This window comes from Methylobacillus sp. (genome assembly GCF_036844465.1).
In the GTDB taxonomy this organism is placed as follows: domain Bacteria; phylum Pseudomonadota; class Gammaproteobacteria; order Burkholderiales; family Methylophilaceae; genus Methylobacillus.
In genome coordinates, this window is the sequence record NZ_DAIUFW010000003.1 from 51,160 (window position 1) to 70,441 (window position 19,282).

Here is a 19,282-nt window from a genome sequence, read left to right on the forward strand (position 1 = left end):
GTAAATTATTGCTGCCAATGATGTAAAAATTCCTGCCAATGTTGGCCGGGATAAGCCGCCAGAGTATCGCGCACCAGTGCAATCTCGCGGGCGTAGCTTTCCTGGGTCAGCACGCCGCGCATCAACTGGAAGCGCAGGTAGACCAGATAGGTGTTGGCGACGTCCGTCTCGCAATAATCGCGGATGGCGTTGATTTCGCCGCGCGCGAAGGCATCCCAGACCTTGCTGCCGTCCATGCCCAGCTTGCCGGGAAAGCCGCACAACTGCGCGATTTCGTCCAGCGGCGCATTGGCGCGGCCGTTGTAGAGCGCGAGCAAATCCATCAGGTCGAGGTGGCGGGTGTGGTAGCGGCTGATGTAGTTGTTCCACTTGAAGTCGCGGTCATCGTCGCCCATATCCCAGTAGCGCGGCGCGGTAATGCCGTGCACCAGGGCGCGGTAATGCAGCACGGGCAGATCAAAGCCGCCGCCGTTCCACGACACCAGGTTGGGCGTGTATTTCTCTATGCCGTCATAAAAGCGCTGGATGATTTCCTGCTCGGGCGCATCCACGCTGCCCAGCGTCCAGACGCGGAAGCTGTCGCCCTCGCGCAACGCGCAGGAGATTGCCACCACGCGGTGCTGATGCAACGGCAAGAACTCCGAGCCGTTGTGCTGGCGGCGCTGATGGAAGGCGACGCGTGCCACGTCCTCGTCCGTCGTATCGGCAGGCAGGTCCAGCAGCTTGCGCAAGCCCGCCACATCAGGGACCGTCTCGATATCAAAGACCAGCGTCGGGGTCATTTATTTCTTTACCCATCCACTGCCGTCCTGGTAATACCAGCCTGCGGGCGCTTTCTGTATCCAGCGCTGGGCGAAGGTGCCGCGCACTTCCGCTTCCCATTCCGGGTGGCTGTTGGCATTGGCGATTTCCTTGTAAAGCGCGTTACGGTCGTTGTTCTCGGCCGCCACCAGCGCGTTGACCGACTGGCGCTGCGCCAATGGCACCGCATTGGCATCGCGCACCGCAACCAGGCCGTCGCGGGTCAGGCCGATCGCACCGCTGGCGTAAAAACCGGACAACTGAGCATGCCTGGTTTGCATGCTGCCCTTGAGCGCAGAAATAGCCGGGGTGTTAATCTCGATATCTGCCGCCGCATGCGCCAGCATGGCAGTCGCCAACCCGGCCAGTAATAATCCTATCGCAATGAAACGCTTCATTTATTTCTTCTCCTCGGTCTGGATCGACGGCTCGGCCTTTTCCTTCAACTGCCAGACGTCATCAATAATACGGTCCGCCGCCTTTTCCGCCGCAGCCGCGGGGAAATAGATATTGATGGTGACGCAGGCCGGCAATGCCATCAGCATCAGCGCAGGCGCCATCCATTTCCAGTTCATTCGCATGCCATTTTCCTCTCGCACGGATGTGCGTTCATACCACTATTATTCAGGCGGAATTGTACCTTAGAACTGCTGACAAAATCCTTCTGGCATGGTCGGCTTACCTTGCATACCCTGCAGTACCACCTGAGACAGAGCACCTAGCCAAAAACTACTTGATGACCGGGCTGGCGTTGCCATCCGTGACCCGTTTCAACCGCGAGAGGAAATCGCTCCAGCCAACGTCGCGGTTATAGCCCATCACCGTGATCGCCGGAATGCCGCTGCCCTTCACGATCACATAGCCCTGCGCGGCATCCTCCACCCCGCTCATCCTGCAGACATCGTTGCTCAACTGGCAGCGCCAAGCGATTTTCTCGTAATTGAATTCCTCGAAAAATCGCAGCACGCTGCGCTGTATCGCCGCAGCCGCGCCCGCGCCGCCCAATGCGCTGATATTCTCCACCGCGCGCTGGGAGATTTTTTTGCGGTAGCGCCCGGGGCTGCTGTGGAAATCCGCATCGAAACTGGCGGGCTGCCAATTGGACAGCACCAGTTTCTTCACGCTGCCATCCAGCTTGCCCTCGATGGCGCCGAACGAGAATGTGCGGGTCAGGTCGCCCAGATCCAGCTGCTGTATCTCCAGGTCGGCCCGCACGGTGGAAGCCGCGCCCAGCGGCGTCTGCATGCTCAGGTTACGCACATTCACGCTGCCGTTGAACAACTGGAACAACAGGTCGCCATCCACGGTGAGCTGCCCCCGGCTGTAGGTCATCATTGGCACTGCCGCCGCCACCTTGCCCTCCATGCGCGGCCAGCTCAGCGCATGGCTCAACGACGGCATGGAAATCGGCACCAAGTTGGCGCGTAAGTGCCAATGCCAATTCCCGCCCGCATGGGCCGCCGATACATCCGTCAAGCTAAGCGCGCCATCCAGCACCGGCAGATAAAGCTGCGACGCCGTGAGTGAATAACGGTTGAGTTCGGCCAATACGCTGGCTTCGCCCAATGGGATTTTCAGCAGATGTCCGCCCGCATAGCCTAGCTGCGCCACCTTGGCTTCGTCATAGGACCACGGCAGATAGGCATTCAACTTATATAGCGCGAATCGCCCGCCCTGGTCCTCCATATCCACATCCTTGAGCGTCAAGGCCGCGGATACCGGCTCCCCGTGCCGCATCAGCAACTGCACGCTGGCATCGCCTTCCACCTCCAGCTTGCCCGCCGCGCTGTCAGCCAACATAGGTTGCAGCAATAACTTATATAGCTTAGTCAGATTCAAGTGCGCCGCATCCACCTGCAAATCCTGCACTTTTCCGGCCTGCCAGCTCCCCTGCACGCTGGCATCCCCTACCCCGGCCAGATGCAGTTGCGCCTCATCCACCTGCACCACATCGCCAGCGTAATACCCGCGCGCAGATACCCGATGCCCGCCTTCCGCAACATACCAGGGCTGCCAATACAACTCGCCGCCGGTCCAATCGAGCACACCCTGCCACTGCCAGCCATCCGCCTGCTTCTCCAGGGATAGCTTCAAACCCGCATCCAGCTTCTCCGCCGCCTGCGTGCCTGCCTGATTGCTGAACGACGCCTGCATCAGCTTCAGCTCTACTTGATATTGCGGCTTTCCCGCCGCCTGCGATACCTGCGCAGCAAACGGCAAACTCACGCCCGGCATCGTCAACTTCCCCTCAGTACACTGCCAAACACCAGGCTGCGGACGCACAGGCTGCATGCAAGCCAGGCTCGCCGCCTGCCACTCCGCATTATTCTGCGGCTTGATTTCCGCCTGCACCTGCACCGCTCCATCCAGCATCCACTCCGCCCGCACCTTGCGCAGCGTGGCGGAATCGGTATCCACCGTATCGGCCTCTATGCTGATGCTGGTGATGGCGTATGCAGACAGAGGGCATGCGAGCATGCACGCCATGATGCGCAGCAAAATAGCGGCAAGCGCTTGATGCCAGATGCCAGGGTTCATAAACTATCCAACGGGCTAAGCACGCCGCGCCCGCCCTTGTTCAATACATGCGTGTAAATCATCGTCGTCTTGATATCAGTGTGTCCGAGCAGCTCCTGTACCGTGCGGATATCATAGCCAGCCTGCAACAAATGCGTGGCAAACGAATGGCGCAACACATGCGGCGTGCATGGTTTGGTGATTTGCGCACGCCTGGCCGCCAGCCCCACCGCCTTTTGCACGGATTGCTCATAGATATGGTGCCTGCGTTGCTTGTTGCTGCGCGGGTCTATCGACAGCACCGGGCTGGGAAACACATACTGCCAGCCCCAAGCTCGCGCCGCACCAGGGTATTTCACTGTCAGCGCATCCGGCAAATACACCTCGCCCAGGCCAGCATCCAGATCCTTCTGGTGCAAGGCCTGCGCCTTGGCTATCTGGGCTTTCAAGGGCTCGATCAGATTCTCCGGCAGCACGGTCACACGGTCTTTATTCCCCTTGCCTTTACGGACAATGATCTCGCGCCGTTCAAACTCCACATCCTTCACTCTGAGCCGCAAACATTCCAGCAAACGCATGCCAGTGCCGTACAACAGCGAGGCGGCCAGCCACATCGTGCCATCCATATACAGCAGCAACTCCCGCACCTCGCGCTGCGTCAGCACCACCGGCAGCCTGCGCGACTGCTTTGCCGCCACCACCTCAGATAGCCAGGGCAAATCCTGCTGCAACACCTGCTTATAAAGAAACAGCAATGCAGCCTTCGCCTGATTCTGCGTTGAAGCAGATACCTGACGGTTCACCGCCAGATCACTCAAAAACGCCGCCACCTCATCAGCCCCCATATCAGCGGGGTGACGCTTGCCGTGAAACAGGATATAACGCCGAACCCAGTCCACATAAGCATCTTCCGTACGAATTGAATAATGCCGCACCCGTATTGCGGCGCGTACTCTATCAAGCAATCTTGGCGGCGGTGTATCCTCTTGAAGCGGCTTGGGCATATCGACAGTTCCCAGGAAAGTCATCCGCCAAATTTTAGGCGGTCTAAATTACCATGTATAGTCTCATAGCATTGAAATTACTAGAATACTTATTGACTTAGCTCGTTAGCATCACATACGATGCGGATATCTAAATATAGTTAGATCATCAAGGGGGATATCGTGGGGTACGAAGCAACAGAGCTTTTGTTGAAGTGCGACGCAGATGATTTTGCGATGCTTATTTCACAGATTGACAGTTATGTGAACTTCACATCTGACACAGAACTCAAAGATCTCTTGGCACGCTACAAGAGGGATCCAAGCACGAGCAACAAGGTTCGTCTCGCAAAAGCCGTAGAGCGTGAAATTCGTTATGTCGGAAGTGCAGATGTTGCCTATGCATTCCGCAAGCTCTTCAAAGAAGACGAGCCTGCGGGAGTTGGGATGAGGGAAATAATAGACGACGTTAGCGTCAAGCTGAAGGTGAAGCAAAGACCGCTTGGGAGCGTTGAAGCAAGACTAGAGCGTCTCGTCAGACTTGCAGCGGAAAAGACATTCCTTAGCATGAGTCAAGAGCAACAGAGAAAGCTATTCGAAGAATCAGGCATCGGCCGTGAACAACAAAATGAGTTCTTCAATAGGCTGAAAGATAACAAAGCCGCACTGTTGCCATTGTTAATGTCGGTACTTGGCCCAGAAATTACAGCAAAATTAGTGCAGGGCTTAGCTGTTGTAGCTATTTCTCAATTCATAGGAAAGGAAGCCGCAAAAAAACTTATCGAACAGTTGGCAACTAGGTTTCCGTGGTGGAGCAATTGGCTTGGCCCGATTGTCTGGGGTCTTAGTCTCAGTTGGCTTGCTTTTGATTTGCAAGGCGCTGCAAACCGAAAGACAATGCCAATAATGCTCTACCTTGGGCTTGTAGGCTTGAGAGATGGTCCCGAGGACGGAGACGATTTTTGGTCGGAGGAATGATCTAACAATTCATTCAAGCCGACGCCGCTTCGCGGCGCGGCTTAATTCCGGCGTTAGGCCATAGCAGAATTCTTTTCGAGGCAATCTTCCGCTGACCGAAAGTCGAAGACGGCCGGTGGATATGGTCCGGTTTCGCCCCATTGCGACCATTGGAGTTCCGGTTTATTTTTACCTGCTTACCGGCGCTGAAGTTATAGGTGAGACTTTTTTAAAGATTCAAGAGTGATTTTATGACTTATTCCCAGCGCGGCCTTTTGGCCGCTGTATTGATAGTCATTGGTTTTTTCTTCTGGCCACTGCTCGTGGTGGGCGGTCTAATTGCCTGGTCGGTCTACAGCGACATTCGAGATGAGCCGGAACGAAAGAGACAGGAGGCGGAAATCGCCGCCCGCCTCAACGAACCGGTTACCGTTGAAGACATGCGCCTCACTTGCGAGTCTCCCGCGGAAGAAGCATTCTTCGATACCATGGTCTCAGCATACAAGATGACGACGGGGCCAGGTTGCATCGCTGGTAAAGGTGTCAAGCTGCGTACCCAGATCGGGCTTGGCAGACTGCATATCGGACGGAGCTCTGCATGGAGTCAATTCCGGGGAGACTTTCTAGTCGACGAGAAACTCGTGGTCGAAATAGATGGGGAAACCTGGCACGGCAGCCCCGAAGCCAAGGCCAGGGACGCCGCAAGGGACGAGGTAATTCGCGCTGAGGGCTACACGGTCTTGCGCATTCCAGCAAACGTTGTTTTTAGCTCGCCTACCGAGACAGTGAGACGGGTCGAAGAGGCTCGCCACCGACTGCGCGCCACAGCTTGATACGGAAAATGAATGCGCGAGGCTGGGCAGGCCGTTGGCATCAATTGTCGGGGCCTAACAATTCATTCAAGCCGACGCCGCTTCGCGGCGCGGCTTAATTCAGGCGTTGGGCATCAGTCGAAGCGGAGCGAGCGTAGCAATGAAGAAATTTGACCTGAACATCGACCGGATGCTTGAAAACTGGGATGCATTCCATGCCATTCGGGAAATCATTGCCAACGCGCTCGACGAGCAGATATTGACTGGCACGCGGGAAATCGCCATCTCCCGCGACGGCGACGGCCAGTGGCGCATCAGGGACTTCGGCCGCGGCCTTCGGCACGAGCATTTCACGATGAACGAGAATCAGGAAAAGCTCGACCATCCCGGTCTCATCGGAAAGTTCGGCGTAGGATTGAAGGACGCTCTGGCCACATTCGACCGCTTGGGCATCGAGACCCGCATCCGCTCCAAGTTTTGCGATGTCTCCTTCGACCGCTCCGAGAAGCATGATTTCTCCGATGTCATCACACTGCACGCCTGCATCTCCGATCCATCCGATCCGGTATTCGTCGGAACCGAATTCATCCTGAAAGGTTGCTCTAATGAGGACATCGAGAAGGCGAAGCGGCTGTTCCTGCGGTTCTCCGGTGAGGAAAGCCTAGAAAAGACCCAATACGGAGAAGTCCTGCGGAAAGCTGGCAATGTCTCCTACATTTACATCAACGGCATTCGCGTCGCCGAAGAGGAGAATTTCCTGTTCTCCTACAACATCACTTCGCTGACGGCCGCTATTAAGAAGGCTCTCAATCGCGAAAGGACGAATGTCGGGAGGACCGCCTATTCCGACCGGGTGAAGTCCATCCTGCTCGCTTCCTCTTCGGAAGCAGTCGCCAAGGCTCTCGTCGACGACCTCGGAAACTTTGGGAGCGGCAAGCTGCACGACGAGATGAAATGGACGGATGTTTCCGTGCATGCCTCGAAGATCACCAACGCCTCGGGAAATGTCCTGTTCCTGACGGACGAGGAGATCATGAACGCCCCGCGTTTCGTCGAGGAGGCTCGGGCGAGCGGGCGGCAGATCATCACGATTCCCAGCACCGTTAAGGAGAAGCTGTCGGGACAAGTCGATAGGGAAGGCAACGCGATACAGGATTTGGGTAATTTCGTTTCCGAATGGAATGATTGCTTCGAGTTTAAGTTCGTCCCGCCCGAAAGGCTCGCGCAGGCCGAAAGAGCGGTGTTCGACATGACCGGAAGGATCGCTGATCTCGTCGGAGGGCTCCCTGCGAGGGTTCAATCGGTGAAGATTTCGGAGACGATGCGCCCCGAGACCGGAAGCTTTTCGGAAGCTCGTGGGCTTTGGACTGGCACGGAAATCATCGTCAAGCGTAGCGAACTCGATTCCATCGAGGCCTATGCCTCTACCCTGCTCCACGAGATCGCTCACGCCCGAAGCGGCGAAACCGACATCACCATCGGTTTCGAGCAAGAGTTGACCTCGCTTCTCGGGATGGTCGCGTCTAATGCGCTGTGCAGAGCTTCCGCCAACACCGAATTACCGCAAGAGCCGACAAAGGCTCGAATCCCTGAAATCCGGGTCGCATCGCGGCAGCCGCAAGCAGCGAGCCGCGACCCCGCTCCCGCGAAGAAGGCGGGGTTCTGGGTTAGGTTGTTCGGCAAACCGCCAAGGTGACGTAATGATGCCCAACCCATCATTCCACCGGACCTGCGCAAAAAGCCGCGCAGGCCGGTGAATTCAGACGTTAGGCAACACAGAAAGTGAATCGTGACTCTTACAAAAAGCAAGCTGATTGCTGGTTTCGTTGGCTGGCTTGCCGTCAGCTTTGTTGCTGCTTCTATCGGTAGCGCGGCATCAATTCGAGCTGGCTCGTTCTATTCGCAAAAGCTTGTTCGTCCCGAGTGGGCGCCGCCACCTGATCTTTTCGGCCCCGTTTGGACCATCCTCTACGCACTTATGGGCATTGCGGCATGGCTGGTCTGGCGTTCCGGAGGGTTCCGTGCTGCCCGTGCAGCGCTCGCTCTCTTTCTGGTGCAACTTGCGGTCAATGCGCTGTGGAGCTGGCTATTCTTCGGCTGGCACCAAGGCGCCTTAGCTTTCGCAGACATCGTTTTGCTTTGGGTGCTTATCGTTGGCACGCTAATTGCATTCTGGCGTATCAGCGCGTTGGCCGGTGCGTTGCTCATCCCATACCTGCTATGGGTTAGCTTTGCCACCGCGCTAAATTATTCTGTGTGGCAACTCAATCCGCAAATTCTGGGTTAGCGGGGTGTGACACCTAACAATTCGTTCAAGCCGACGCCGCTTCGCGGCGCGGCTTAATTCAGGCGTTAGACCACACAACCACTTTCTCTGCATGAGGTGAGAACAAGCAATGCAAAACCTTGACGACCTACTAAAAGAGGCCATCCAAAAGGCCACCAAATCAAAGGGGTCAGTCTCCTTCGATCCATTTGAAATGGGTAACTACCAGATAAAACCCTTTTAATTTATGCAGTTATACCCCTCAAAGTAAAAATCAAAGGGACAGACTCGATTGAACCTAATCAAATCAATAGCTGCCTGTTAACCTGCCCCGTCACCCTCCAGAAACTCCCTGACAATCCGCCCCGCTTGCGCATGCAGATCAACGCTCAGGCAATCCAGTACCAAAGTATCGTCCATGCCGCGCAGCCAGGTGAGCTGGCGCTTGGCAAGCTGGCGCGTGGCGGCGATGCCCTGCTCTTTCCATTCGTCCTCGCTGATATTACCCGCGATATATTCCAGCGTCTGCCGGTAGCCCACGCAGCGCATGGAGGTCATGTCTGGGTGCAGGCCGGGGTATTTTTTCAATAGTCCCTGCACCTCTTCCAACAAGCCGCCCAGCATCATGGCGATGAAGCGCTCGGCGATGCGCGCATGCAGCACGGCACGATCCGAAGGTTGCAAGGCAATCTTGAGCAACCGGTAGGGCAAGGTTTCCAGCGATTGTTGCCGATGCAGGGCTGTCATGGTCTGCCCGGTCAGCCGGTACACTTCCAGCGCCCGCTGTATGCGTTGCGAATCCGCCGGTTGCAGCCGTGCGGCGGTTTCCGGGTCGATGGCGGCGAGCTTCGCATGCATGCCGGGCCAGCCGATCTGCGCTGCTTCCCTGTCGAGTTCAGCACGGATGTCTGCATCCGCCTCCGGCAAGCCTCCCAGGCCTTGCTGCAAGGCGCGGAAATAGAGCATGGTGCCGCCGACCAGTAATGGCGCCTTGCCCCTAGCGGTAATCTCCGCCATCAGGCGCAAGGCATCGTCGCGGAACTGCGCGGCCGAATACGCCTGCATCGGGTCGATCACGTCGATCAGATGGTGAGGCGCGCGCTGCAATATCTCTGGCTCGGGCTTGGCCGTGCCGATGTCCATGCCCCGGTAGACCAGGGCCGAATCGACGCTGATGATTTCCAGCGGCAGGCTTTGCACCAGCTCCACGGCAATATTGGTTTTTCCGCTGGCGGTGGGGCCCATGAGGAAAATGGCGGGAGGCATGCGGTCGGGCATAGATCAATGAAAGCGATATGAAAACACGTGGTTATTTGCCGCGCATGAACATCTTGTCGAGTTCCGTCATGGTGACCTGAAACCAGGTGGGACGGCCATGGTTGCACTGTCCGGAGCGCTCGGTCGTTTCCATGTCGCGTAGCAATGCATTCATTTCGGGAATGGTGAGGATACGGTTGGCGCGTACCGCAGCATGGCAGGCCATGGTGCCGAGCAATGCATTGCGGCGCTCGGTAAAGGCGCGGCTGGCGCCGTACTGGCGCAGGTCGTTCAGCACGTCGCGAGCCAGGGCGACGACATCGGCATCCTTGAGCATGACGGGAACGGAGCGTACAGCCAGCGTTGTCGGAGACAAGACGGCGATATCGAACCCAAGCTGCGCCAGGCCGTTTTCCGGTAACGCCTGCTGCTCCTGCACGGTAGCGACTTCGAGACGGTCCGCATGAAAACTCACCGGCAGCAACAACGGCTGCGTGGCGATGCGACTGCTGTCCAGGGCGTTCTTGAGCTTTTCGTACATGATGCGCTCATGGGCGGCATGCATATCCACCACGATCAGCCCGAACTTGTTTTGGGCCAGGATATAAACGCCGTGAATCTGCGCCACGGCAAACCCGAGCGGGAATTCCTGCCCAGATTCCGGCATGGGTGCCGTTTCAGTAGAGGAATTCGCTGCCTGCGGCAGAGTCATTATCTCTTCTGTGCTGATACCTCCCTGCATCGCCGCAGGAGATGACTGGATGCCACCGAACAATGTCTGGTAAAAGCCGCCGGCAGGCTCTTGCGCCCGCAACTCCATATTGCTCTGGAAGCGCGGATAAGTAATATCGGGTGCGGCGCTCTGGCTGGTTGCTTGCTGTGACGGCAAATCAGTGGCTCCGGTGGGTGCCGCCAGTGCCTTGTTGAGCGCATGGAAAACAAAATGATGCACTGCCTGACCGTCGCGGAAACGCACCTCTGTTTTGCTCGGGTGCACATTGACATCCACCAGCGCCGGATCAAGTTCCAGGAACAGCACAAAGGCCGGATGGCGGTCATGGTGCAGCACATCCTGGTATGCCTGGCGGATGGCATGGCTGATGAGCTTGTCGCGCACAAAGCGTCCGTTGACGTAGGCATATTGCGTATCCCGCGCGTGGCGCGAGAAGGTCGGCTTGGCCGCCATGCCCCAGAGCCGCAGCCCCGCCGCCGACTCATCAATATAGAAAGCTTCCGCGGCAAATTCCTTGCCCAACACCTCCTCGAAACGCTTGCGCGCCTCTCCGGCTGCCAGGCGCATGATGGCGCGGCCATTGTGCTGCAAGAGAAAACCGACATCGGGACGCGACAGCGCGATGCGGCAGAATGCTTCTTCGCAATGGCCGAATTCGGTGTTTTCAGTCTTGAGGAATTTGCGCCGCGCGGGCGTGTTGAAATACAGGTCCTGAATATCGATTATCGTTCCCGCATCCAGCGCGGCAGGTTCGATATCGCTCAGGAACGAGCCTTCGGAAGCAATGCGCCAGGCATACTTGCCATCGGGATGAAAACTGGTGACCTGAGTGCGGGAAATGGCCGCGATACTCGCCAGCGCCTCGCCGCGAAAACCCAGGCTGGCGACGCTTTCGAGGTCTTCCAGCGTAGCGATCTTGCTGGTGGCATGACGCGTCAAGGCCAGGTTGAGTTCGTCACGCACAATGCCGCCGCCGTTATCCGTTACCTTGATTTGCTTGATGCCGCCAGATTGCAGGGACACGGCAATTTCCGTGCTTCCTGCGTCCAGGCTGTTTTCCAGAATCTCCTTCAGCGCGGAAGCTGGGCGCTCAACCACCTCGCCTGCGGCAATCTGGCTGATAAGCTGGTCGGGGAGTAACTTGATGGATGGCATACTGGGAACAGGCAGGATACAGATAGTCGGGCCGCCTATTTTACCTCAGCATGCCGGTTTGGCTGCTATTCTGTTTAAAGCCCGTCTATAAAGCGCAGGCTGTATTTCTTGATATCGGTATCGCCAACCACCTCAGACTCCAACCCGACCTTTTGTGCCAGCAGATTTACTGGTACAAATTCCGGCGGCCTGACCAAAAGCTCATCAGCGACCCTGCGCAATGCTTCAACTGTCTTGCCTTCCAGGTGAGCATCACGCCCGATTTCACTGGTGAAGGTATCGAAGATCACATAGAGGCCTTCCGATGCCTTGAAGGCATACCAGGTCTTGGTATCATCCTCTTCCTTGACGTCAGGCAATGCCTGTTTCAGGAAACTCTCAAGTTCCTGTTGTTTCTCGGGCCGGACTTCCAGCTTGATATACAACGCATATTTGCTCATACAATAATTCCTTTGTTACTGCATTCACGTACTTTTGGTACGCACCTTGTTCGCCAGCATGGGTCACTGGCTTGAATTGCCATTCAGTTCCACCGTTTGTAGATACTCGGGAACCATGACATTCCAATTCTTTTCTTCTTCAATCCTGTGTCTGAGCGCATCAGCGGCAACAGGTTCACCGTGTACGATAAAAGTCTGTTTGGGCGGTTTCGGACACTGATCTAGCCACTGCATGATTTCCCGATAATCCGCATGCGCGGAGAGATTGTTGATCGAGGCAATTTCAGCCCGGATCGGCACATACTCCCCATGAATCTTGACACTTTCCGCTCCGTCCAACAGTGCCGCGCCTCGCGTGCCAACCGCCTGAAACCCAGCAAATAACACCGTATTACGCGGATCAGGTCCCAGTGCCTTGAGATGATGTACCACCCGCCCACCGGAGAGCATGCCGCTTGCAGCCAGAATGATGGCAGGCTCGCGCAATTCATTCAAGGAGATCGACTCTTCGACGGTGGTCACGACCTTGGCGACGCCAGCCAATTCGCGGCATTGCGCGGCACTGAGCTTGTGCTGGGTATGATGCGTGAGGAAAATCAAGGTGGCTTCCACTGCCATAGGACTGTTCAGGTAAACCGGGATATCTGGGATCAAACCTTCCTGCTTGATCTTGTGTATGTAATACAGCACCTCCTGCGCCCGCCCCACGGCGAACACCGGCACCAGCAGGATGCCCTTCCGCTTGGCAGTGCGGTTGATAACCTCAGCCAGTTGTGTTTCAGGGGCCGCCTTTTCGTGCAGGCGATTACCGTAGGTGGATTCCACTACAAGATAATCTGCCGCTTCTGGTGCGGTAGGGGCGCATAGCAGCGGGTCTTCCATGCGGCCCAGGTCACCGGAAAACAGGATGGAAGTTTTTTCATCCTTCAGCAGCACGGTACAGGCTCCAAGGATATGGCCGGCAAGCTGTAGTTTGACGGTAATGCCATCGAGTATCTCGATTTCCTGTCCAACAGGAATGGCAACCAGGCGCTCCAAGGCTATTTCGGCATCTTCCTTGGTATAGAGCGGCAAGGCTGGTTTATGCTTGGAATAACCACGCTTGTTGGCGTAGTTTGCTTCCTCTTCCTGCAGATGTGCTGAGTCGCGCAGCAATAATTGACACAACGACAGTGTGACCTCGCTGCAATACACTTTGCCGCGAAAGCCCTGCTTGACCAGCAACGGCAGATAACCCGTATGATCGATATGCGCATGCGTCAGTACAACGGCGTCAATACTGGATGGATCGACCGGCAGTCTGGCCCAGTTTTTCAGACGCAATACCTTGAGTCCCTGGAACAATCCGCAATCCACCAGCACCCGGCGCTCGCCGCTGGTAACCAGGTACTTGGAGCCGGTGACGGTACCTGCGGCACCAAGAAAGCTAATTTGCATATTTATTTTTCTACCATTCTGGTCTTTGCCAGCGCCGGATTGGCGGCAAAGTATTTCTTGATGCCCGAGAGGATGGAATTCACCAGTTTATCCTGGTGTGCGCTATCATTAAGCTTGCGCTCTTCCTCAGGGTTGGTGATGAAGGCAGTTTCCACCAGGATCGACGGAATATCGGGAGATTTCAGCACGGCAAACCCTGCCTGCTCCACATGACGCTTATGCAGCTGATTGATGGCTCCCATATGGTCAAGCACCAGCTTGCCCAGCTTGAGGCTGTCATTGATGGTGGCGGTCTGCGACAGATCCAGCAGTGTGCGGGCCAGGTTGGGATCTTTCACGCCGAAACTGGCTCCGCCGATCAAGTCAGATTCATTTTCGCGTTGCGCGAGCAAGCGCGCCATGGCGCTGGTGGCTCCGGTCTCCGATAAGGCAAAGACCGATGAGCCGCGTGCTTGCGCGCTCAATGCCGCATCCGCATGAATCGAGACAAACAGGTCAGCCTGCATATTGCGCGCCTTTACCACACGCCCATGCAGGGGAATGAAATAGTCACCGTCGCGTGTCAGCACGCCGCGCATATTGGGTTCCGCATCTATCGCCGCTTTCAGCTTTTTCGCAATCGCCAGCGTCACATTCTTTTCATAGGAGCCGCTCGCACCTTTCGCTCCTGGGTCTTCGCCACCATGGCCTGCGTCGATTGCAATGGTGATCATGCGCGGACTAGGCTTCTTGTTGATAGAGGGTGCGATCGTCGAGGGTGCCGGCTGCACAGGCAAGGGAATATCCGGCGAGATATTGACCACCGTGGAGGGTTCGGACGGCGTTTCCAGTTCCGGCACAGGAGTTTCAAGACTTTGCGGCTTTTCCAGTTGGTCCAGCATCGCCATCAAAGGATCCTGTGTTGGGTAGATATCCAGCACCAGCCTATTCTTGTAATCGCCAGCTGGCGGCAAGGTAAATACCTGCGGCTTGATTTCCGTCTTGAGGTCTACCACGATACGTACAACACCAGGCTTGAAATAAGCCACGCGTACTTGCCGGATATATGGATCGTTGGGGTTGATCTTGTCCCCCAGGGTTTTCAACACTGTGCTCAACTCGACATTATTTAAGTCTAATACCAACCGTTCCGGGTCTTTCAGCATTACTGTGCTGTGAGTGACAGGTTTGCTGGTTTCCAGCGTGATGCGTGTATATTCCGTGGAAGGCCAGATACGGGCAGCAGATACCTGAATCAGCTCGGCGGCTCTGGCGGGTAGCAGGCCCAGTGCCAGTGCTGCCACCAACAGGGAAATCAGGTAACGGAGGTAAGTTTTACTAGGCATTGCTTTCCTGAATCAGTATTGGCGTGTGCTATCACCCGCCTGCCTTGCCCTTCAGGCTGGAGGCGGATATCGATGTCAGGAGCAGGCAATAGTTCCTGCGCCTTTTCCGGCCATTCGACCAGGCAGAGGGATTCCGGATTGAAATAATCTCTGAATCCGGCAACATCCCATTCTTCCGGATCAATAAATCTGTACAAATCAAAGTGATATAAGTTTAATCTAGAAACGGTATAAGGTTCAACCAAAGTATAGGTCGGACTCTTCACCTTGCCGACATGCCCAAGCTCTCGCAGAAGGCCACGCACCAGCGTGGTCTTGCCTGCGCCCAGATCGCCATGCAGATAAATATTGATCCCAGGCTTCAGCGCCTGGGCTAGGCTGGCACCAAATGCAAGCGTAGCTGCTTCATCGGGCAATGCCAGTGTAAAATTCTCGCTCATATGTCTCAATCTTCTTACAACATGGAAAAACTGGCGGCGGATATCAAGCGCTGGGGGAAAGAACTAGGCTTCGGGCAGGTTGGCATCACCGATACCGATTTATCAGCCGCCGAGCCTCGCCATCGCGAGTGGATAGCACAGAATTTCCATGGCGCCATGGATTATATGGCAAAACACGGCAACAAACGCACCCGCCCAGCAGAATTGGTACCTGGCACCATCCGCATCATTTCCGTGCGTATGGATTATATGGCGCCAAAAGTGCGAGACAGCGAGGAAGTCATGCAGGATTCCAGCCTGGCCTTTATCTCGCGCTATGCGCTCGGGCGCGACTATCACAAAGTGCTGCGTAGCCGCCTGCAGAAACTCAGCGAGAATATTGCAGAGGTTGCTGGCCCTTTCGGTTATCGTGTATTCACCGACAGCGCGCCAGTGCTGGAAGTGGAGCTGGCGCAAAAAGCCGGACTGGGCTGGCGCGGCAAGCATACCCTGCTGCTATCGCGCAATGCGGGTTCCTGGTTTTTTCTCGGAGAAATCTATACCGACCTACCCTTGCCGATGGATGAACCCATTGCAGGGCATTGCGGCAAATGCACCGCCTGCATCGACGTCTGTCCGACCCAGGCCATCGTAGCACCCTACCAGGTCGATGCGCGACGCTGCATCTCCTACCTTACTATCGAACTGAAAGATAGTATTCCCGAAGATTTGCGCCCTCTGATCGGAAATCGCGTTTATGGTTGCGATGATTGTCAACTGACTTGCCCCTGGAATCGTTTTGCGCAACTAACACAGCAAGCTGATTTCCGGGTTCGCCACGGCCTGGACAATATCAGCCTGGTGGAACTGTTCAGTTGGAACGAAGCGACTTTCCAGGAAAAGATGGCAGGCAGCGCGATTTACCGTATCGGCCATGTGCAATGGCTGCGTAATATTGCGGTTGGGCTGGGCAATGCCGCCTCCTCTCCCGAAATCATTCAGGCACTGGAAAGCCGCCTCAACGACCCATCTGAACTGGTACGCGAACACGTGGCCTGGGCGTTGAGACAACATGCGAAGCATCGATGAAAATTATTTAAGCGACACCCGAGCAAAAACCACGGCTGAACATATAATCGCCACTCCAAAATCTGATAAAGACCGGTTCATGTTCACGCCCCTGCTGTTCCGACGTTTGAGTCTGGCGCTATTTGTGATCCTGGGACTTTTTATCCTGCTGACCTTCAATCAATACGGCATCAGCAATGACGAGGAAGTCCAGCATATCTATGGCCGCCTGCTGCTGGATTTTTACAGTTCTAGCTTCAACGACAAGTCTGCATTTGAATATCGCAACCTGTTTCTCTATGGCGGCTTCTTCGACCTGATTGCCGCCCTTCTGGAAAAAGTACTGCCTATCTGGATTTGGGACATGCGACATTTGCTGTCTGCCTTGTTTGGGATGGCGGGCATCGTGGCGGCATACAAGATTGCACTGCACCTGGGCGGTGAGCGCGCAGGCTTCCTGACCGTCCTGCTACTGGCCATCACGGGCTCCTGGTCCGGCGCAATGTTCACCCATACCAAGGATATTCCCTTCGCCACCTGCATGGCCTGGGCCTTGTATTACACCATCCTGGTGATGGGGCAATTGCCAAAACCCTCGCTCAAGCTAACCATCAAGCTGGGGGTTGCCGTCGGCTGCGCGTTGGGCTTGCGCATCGGCGGCGCATTTGCCGTGATCTACCTGTTCCTGCTGTTGGGTCTGGCCGGGTTGATGAATGCACAGCACTGGCAAGCGCGTTTGCGATACTGGCTGAATAGTGTCATTTACCTGATTCCCGCAGGCATTACCGCCTTCATTCTCATGGCGCTTTTCTGGCCATGGGGCGTGATGGCGCCCGATCATCCACTGCTGGCTGCCGAGTCGTTTTCGCACTTTGCCTTCAATATGCTGACCATCATGGACGGCAGAGTGATGTCGATAGGTGATGTGCCGCGCTACTATCTACCAGCTTATTTGCTGGTGCGTTTGCCGGAAGTGTTTCTGATAGGCTTGATCGGTCTGGTGACCGTTGCGCTGCAACTCAAGAAACCCCTGTTCAATCGCAAACAGTTTCTGTCCTGGCTTGCAGTGATTATTGCCGCCTTGTTCCCGATTGTTTTCAACGTCATCGACAAACCGGCCTTGTATAACGGCATCCGCCATTTTACTTTCGTGGTGCCGCCGATCGCCGTGCTGGCGGGCTTGGGCCTTTCTCTAGGATGGGATGCGCTGCAACGCTTTACCCGACTGCGTCAGGGGTTGCTCATGCTCAGCATCGCCTTGTGCGTATGGACAATCGTCACTCTGTTCCGCCTGCATCCCTATGAATACGTTTATTACAACAACCTGGCCGGCTCCATGGCCGAGGCCGAAGAGGAATGGGAAGGCGATTACTGGTCCAGTAGCCTGCGCGAAGCCGCCGATATGCTGGAGGAGAAAATATCTGCCCAGCCCCAACGTGATGCCAATGGCAAAGTGGCTCCGTATCTGGTAGCAGTTTGTGCGGAAAATATCCAGGGCGCGGCTTATCTTGACCAACGCTTCAGCATCACCAGAAACTGGGACGAAGCAGATTTTTACCTTTCCACCACTAATATGGGCTGCGATGACGTCATGCAGGGCAACATCATCGGCGAAGTGCGACGCATGGGCGTAGTGCTGGCCGTCATCAAGGACAGGCGCGATCTGCTGCAATCCCAACGCAAGCCGCGCATACCCGGAAACGCACACTAAATTCACTTAACCGCTGTTCAACACCAGGACACCATCATGGCAACTGATCGTAGCCAATCCCATCCGCATATCAGCATTATCGTCCCTGCCTTCAATGAAGCGGCAGCGATTACCGCCACCGTAGAAAGCATTGCCAACCAACTGACCAGCCTGAGTCCGCACTGGGATATCGTGGTCATTGATGACGGCAGTCGGGACAGTACAGCGGATATCGTCCGTGCTTTGCCTGCTTACCTGCATACCACCCTGTTACGGTTCTCGCGCAATTTTGGCAAGGAGTATGCCATTACCGCCGGGTTGGCATATGTTCGAGGCGACGTTGTCATCTGCATGGATGCCGATGGCCAGCACTCTTCGGCATTGCTGGAAGAAATGCTGGATAAATGGCGCGAAGGCTATGACATGGTGTACGCGGTGCGCCAGGACCGCAATGTCGAATCCCGCTTCAAGCGCTGGGGGGCGCGTTTCTTTTATGGCCTCATGACCTTGGGAGAACGTATCACGATTCCACGCGATGCCGGCGATTTTCGCCTGATGAGCCGCAATGTCGTTGATGCATTGAACAAATTGCCGGAGCGCAACCGCTTCATGAAAGGCATGTACGCCTGGGTGGGCTATTCCTCCATCGGCATTCCCTATACCCCGCTGCCGCGCAGCCACGGCAGCAGCACTTTTTCCCGTATCAGACTCATGCAACTGGCATGGACCGGCATCACTAGTTTTTCCGTTATTCCTCTGCGCCTGGCAAGCGCGGTGGGCGGCTTTCTTGCCTTGCTGGCATTCCTTTACGGCATCTGGGTGGTGCTGGAGAAAATGTTTTTCCACGAGTCCATTCCCGGCTGGCCCACAGTGGTCGCCAGCCTGATGTTCTTCTCCGGCGTGCAACTATTGTTCATCGGCATTCTCGGGGAATACATTGCCCGCATCTACGACGAGGTAAAGGGCCGGCCGCCTTACATCGTGGCCGAAGTCTCCACCCTGTATCAACACATATCGCCACAGCCATGAGCGCCGCTGCCCACGCTCGTTCGGCATCATGGTTCACTATCGTCGGCGCTGCTGCCGCGTTGGTGCACTACGTCAGCGCCCTTATTCTGGAGGGCTGGCTGGCGCTAAGCCCTGGCCTGGCCAATTTCCTCGCCTTCCTGCTGGCTTTCCCGGTGAGCTATTTCGGCCACCGCGCCTTGTCGTTTGCCAACAACGGCAATACTCATGGTTATACCTTGCCCCGTTTTCTCTTGGTCGCCTGTACTGGTTTTGCCTGTAATCAGATCATATTGCTGACGCTGCTACGGATCAGCAATATGCCTTTCTGGCTGGTTTTGGCTATTGTCATGATTATTGTGGCATTGGCCACTTATCTGTTGAGCCGCTACTGGGCATTCAGGCAGAGAGGATGAA

At 55.8% G+C, this 19,282-nt stretch carries 19 protein-coding genes; 8 read left to right on the forward strand and 11 right to left on the reverse strand.

Annotated elements, in window-relative coordinates:
* Positions 1–5 precede the first annotated feature (5 nt).
* The 5 genes from V7Z75_RS04630 to V7Z75_RS04650 form a co-directional block, all read right to left on the reverse strand.
* Entirely contained in the window at positions 6–782 is a 777-nt protein-coding gene (locus tag V7Z75_RS04630) for a 3'-5' exonuclease (RefSeq protein ID WP_334107453.1), read from the reverse strand.
* On the reverse strand, positions 783–1,199 hold the full coding sequence (locus tag V7Z75_RS04635; RefSeq protein WP_334107454.1) for a YdbL family protein: 417 nt from the start codon (positions 1,197–1,199) through the stop codon (positions 783–785).
* Positions 1,200–1,376, reverse strand: coding sequence for a hypothetical protein (locus V7Z75_RS04640; protein ID WP_334107455.1), 177 nt, complete (start codon positions 1,374–1,376; stop codon positions 1,200–1,202). It abuts the gene before it with no gap.
* Between the two features lie 154 nt (positions 1,377–1,530).
* On the reverse strand, positions 1,531–3,339 hold the full coding sequence (locus V7Z75_RS04645; protein ID WP_334107456.1) for a hypothetical protein: 1,809 nt from the start codon (positions 3,337–3,339) through the stop codon (positions 1,531–1,533).
* Positions 3,336–4,322, reverse strand: a complete 987-nt coding sequence (locus V7Z75_RS04650; protein WP_334107457.1) for an integron integrase — start codon at positions 4,320–4,322, stop codon at positions 3,336–3,338. Before V7Z75_RS04650 ends, V7Z75_RS04645 begins: the two co-directional genes overlap by 4 nt.
* A gap of 162 nt (positions 4,323–4,484) precedes the next feature.
* On the opposite strand from V7Z75_RS04650, the gene V7Z75_RS04655 reads away from it, so the two are divergent.
* The 4 genes from V7Z75_RS04655 to V7Z75_RS04670 all read left to right on the forward strand — a co-directional run bounded on the left by V7Z75_RS04655 (position 4,485) and on the right by V7Z75_RS04670 (position 8,357).
* On the forward strand, positions 4,485–5,279 hold the full coding sequence (locus V7Z75_RS04655; protein WP_334107458.1) for a hypothetical protein: 795 nt from the start codon (positions 4,485–4,487) through the stop codon (positions 5,277–5,279).
* 230 nt (positions 5,280–5,509) lie between these two features.
* Positions 5,510–6,091: an endonuclease domain-containing protein gene (locus V7Z75_RS04660; RefSeq protein ID WP_334107459.1), complete on the forward strand. Its 582-nt coding sequence runs from the start codon at positions 5,510–5,512 to the stop codon at positions 6,089–6,091.
* 139 nt (positions 6,092–6,230) lie between these two features.
* Positions 6,231–7,766, forward strand: coding sequence for an ATP-binding protein (locus V7Z75_RS04665; protein ID WP_291553202.1), 1,536 nt, complete (start codon positions 6,231–6,233; stop codon positions 7,764–7,766).
* 93 nt (positions 7,767–7,859) lie between these two features.
* Positions 7,860–8,357 carry a TspO/MBR family protein gene (locus tag V7Z75_RS04670; protein ID WP_334107460.1) on the forward strand — a complete coding sequence of 166 codons (498 nt, stop codon included), beginning with the start codon at positions 7,860–7,862 and terminating at the stop codon, positions 8,355–8,357.
* Positions 8,358–8,657: 300 nt separating this feature from the next.
* Here V7Z75_RS04670 and miaA read toward each other — a convergent pair whose 3' ends face one another.
* The 6 genes from miaA to tsaE form a co-directional block, all read right to left on the reverse strand.
* The gene (gene miaA / locus V7Z75_RS04675; RefSeq protein WP_334107461.1) at positions 8,658–9,614 is read right to left on the reverse strand and encodes a tRNA (adenosine(37)-N6)-dimethylallyltransferase MiaA; all 957 of its coding nucleotides are present in this window, start codon (positions 9,612–9,614) and stop codon (positions 8,658–8,660) included.
* 31 nt (positions 9,615–9,645) lie between these two features.
* A complete protein-coding gene (mutL, locus tag V7Z75_RS04680) occupies positions 9,646–11,481 on the reverse strand; it encodes a DNA mismatch repair endonuclease MutL (RefSeq protein ID WP_334107462.1) in 1,836 nt (611 codons plus the stop codon).
* A 74-nt stretch (positions 11,482–11,555) separates the two neighbouring features.
* Positions 11,556–11,921: a putative quinol monooxygenase gene (locus tag V7Z75_RS04685; RefSeq protein WP_334107463.1), complete on the reverse strand. Its 366-nt coding sequence runs from the start codon at positions 11,919–11,921 to the stop codon at positions 11,556–11,558.
* A 63-nt stretch (positions 11,922–11,984) separates the two neighbouring features.
* Positions 11,985–13,358 carry an MBL fold metallo-hydrolase gene (locus V7Z75_RS04690; RefSeq protein WP_334107464.1) on the reverse strand — a complete coding sequence of 458 codons (1,374 nt, stop codon included), beginning with the start codon at positions 13,356–13,358 and terminating at the stop codon, positions 11,985–11,987.
* Between the two features lie 2 nt (positions 13,359–13,360).
* Positions 13,361–14,683, reverse strand: coding sequence for an N-acetylmuramoyl-L-alanine amidase (locus V7Z75_RS04695; protein ID WP_334107465.1), 1,323 nt, complete (start codon positions 14,681–14,683; stop codon positions 13,361–13,363).
* Complete coding sequence (gene tsaE, locus V7Z75_RS04700; RefSeq protein ID WP_334107466.1) at positions 14,653–15,123, reverse strand: tRNA (adenosine(37)-N6)-threonylcarbamoyltransferase complex ATPase subunit type 1 TsaE; 471 nt, start codon at positions 15,121–15,123, stop codon at positions 14,653–14,655. Before tsaE ends, V7Z75_RS04695 begins: the two co-directional genes overlap by 31 nt.
* Between tsaE and queG the strand changes: the two genes are divergently transcribed.
* The 4 genes from queG (at position 15,124) to V7Z75_RS04720 (ending at position 19,281) form a co-directional block, all read left to right on the forward strand.
* On the forward strand, positions 15,124–16,191 hold the full coding sequence (gene queG / locus V7Z75_RS04705) for a tRNA epoxyqueuosine(34) reductase QueG (RefSeq protein ID WP_334107467.1): 1,068 nt from the start codon (positions 15,124–15,126) through the stop codon (positions 16,189–16,191).
* A gap of 79 nt (positions 16,192–16,270) precedes the next feature.
* Positions 16,271–17,881: an ArnT family glycosyltransferase gene (locus tag V7Z75_RS04710; protein ID WP_334107468.1), complete on the forward strand. Its 1,611-nt coding sequence runs from the start codon at positions 16,271–16,273 to the stop codon at positions 17,879–17,881.
* A gap of 36 nt (positions 17,882–17,917) precedes the next feature.
* Entirely contained in the window at positions 17,918–18,889 is a 972-nt protein-coding gene (locus V7Z75_RS04715) for a glycosyltransferase family 2 protein (protein ID WP_334107469.1), read from the forward strand.
* On the forward strand, positions 18,886–19,281 hold the full coding sequence (locus tag V7Z75_RS04720; protein WP_334107470.1) for a GtrA family protein: 396 nt from the start codon (positions 18,886–18,888) through the stop codon (positions 19,279–19,281). The genes V7Z75_RS04715 and V7Z75_RS04720 overlap by 4 nt, the downstream gene beginning before the upstream one ends.
* Position 19,282: the final 1 nt, after the last annotated feature.

What these genes read in the sequence shown, in the direction of transcription:
- V7Z75_RS04720 (WP_334107470.1), top strand. Translation starts at nt 18,886, where the DNA reads ATGAGCGCCGCTGCCCACGCTCGTTCGGCATCATGGTTCACTATCGTC.
- mutL (WP_334107462.1), bottom strand. Translation starts at nt 11,481, where the DNA reads ATGCCATCCATCAAGTTACTCCCCGACCAGCTTATCAGCCAGATTGCC.
- V7Z75_RS04660 (WP_334107459.1), top strand. Translation starts at nt 5,510, where the DNA reads ATGACTTATTCCCAGCGCGGCCTTTTGGCCGCTGTATTGATAGTCATT.
- miaA (WP_334107461.1), bottom strand. Translation starts at nt 9,614, where the DNA reads ATGCCCGACCGCATGCCTCCCGCCATTTTCCTCATGGGCCCCACCGCC.
- V7Z75_RS04640 (WP_334107455.1), bottom strand. Translation starts at nt 1,376, where the DNA reads ATGAACTGGAAATGGATGGCGCCTGCGCTGATGCTGATGGCATTGCCG.
- V7Z75_RS04635 (WP_334107454.1), bottom strand. Translation starts at nt 1,199, where the DNA reads ATGAAGCGTTTCATTGCGATAGGATTATTACTGGCCGGGTTGGCGACT.
- V7Z75_RS04645 (WP_334107456.1), bottom strand. Translation starts at nt 3,339, where the DNA reads ATGAACCCTGGCATCTGGCATCAAGCGCTTGCCGCTATTTTGCTGCGC.
- V7Z75_RS04685 (WP_334107463.1), bottom strand. Translation starts at nt 11,921, where the DNA reads ATGAGCAAATATGCGTTGTATATCAAGCTGGAAGTCCGGCCCGAGAAA.
- V7Z75_RS04665 (WP_291553202.1), top strand. Translation starts at nt 6,231, where the DNA reads ATGAAGAAATTTGACCTGAACATCGACCGGATGCTTGAAAACTGGGAT.
- V7Z75_RS04630 (WP_334107453.1), bottom strand. Translation starts at nt 782, where the DNA reads ATGACCCCGACGCTGGTCTTTGATATCGAGACGGTCCCTGATGTGGCG.
- V7Z75_RS04710 (WP_334107468.1), top strand. Translation starts at nt 16,271, where the DNA reads ATGTTCACGCCCCTGCTGTTCCGACGTTTGAGTCTGGCGCTATTTGTG.
- V7Z75_RS04695 (WP_334107465.1), bottom strand. Translation starts at nt 14,683, where the DNA reads ATGCCTAGTAAAACTTACCTCCGTTACCTGATTTCCCTGTTGGTGGCA.
- V7Z75_RS04715 (WP_334107469.1), top strand. Translation starts at nt 17,918, where the DNA reads ATGGCAACTGATCGTAGCCAATCCCATCCGCATATCAGCATTATCGTC.
- V7Z75_RS04650 (WP_334107457.1), bottom strand. Translation starts at nt 4,322, where the DNA reads ATGCCCAAGCCGCTTCAAGAGGATACACCGCCGCCAAGATTGCTTGAT.
- tsaE (WP_334107466.1), bottom strand. Translation starts at nt 15,123, where the DNA reads ATGAGCGAGAATTTTACACTGGCATTGCCCGATGAAGCAGCTACGCTT.
- V7Z75_RS04690 (WP_334107464.1), bottom strand. Translation starts at nt 13,358, where the DNA reads ATGCAAATTAGCTTTCTTGGTGCCGCAGGTACCGTCACCGGCTCCAAG.
- queG (WP_334107467.1), top strand. Translation starts at nt 15,124, where the DNA reads ATGTCTCAATCTTCTTACAACATGGAAAAACTGGCGGCGGATATCAAG.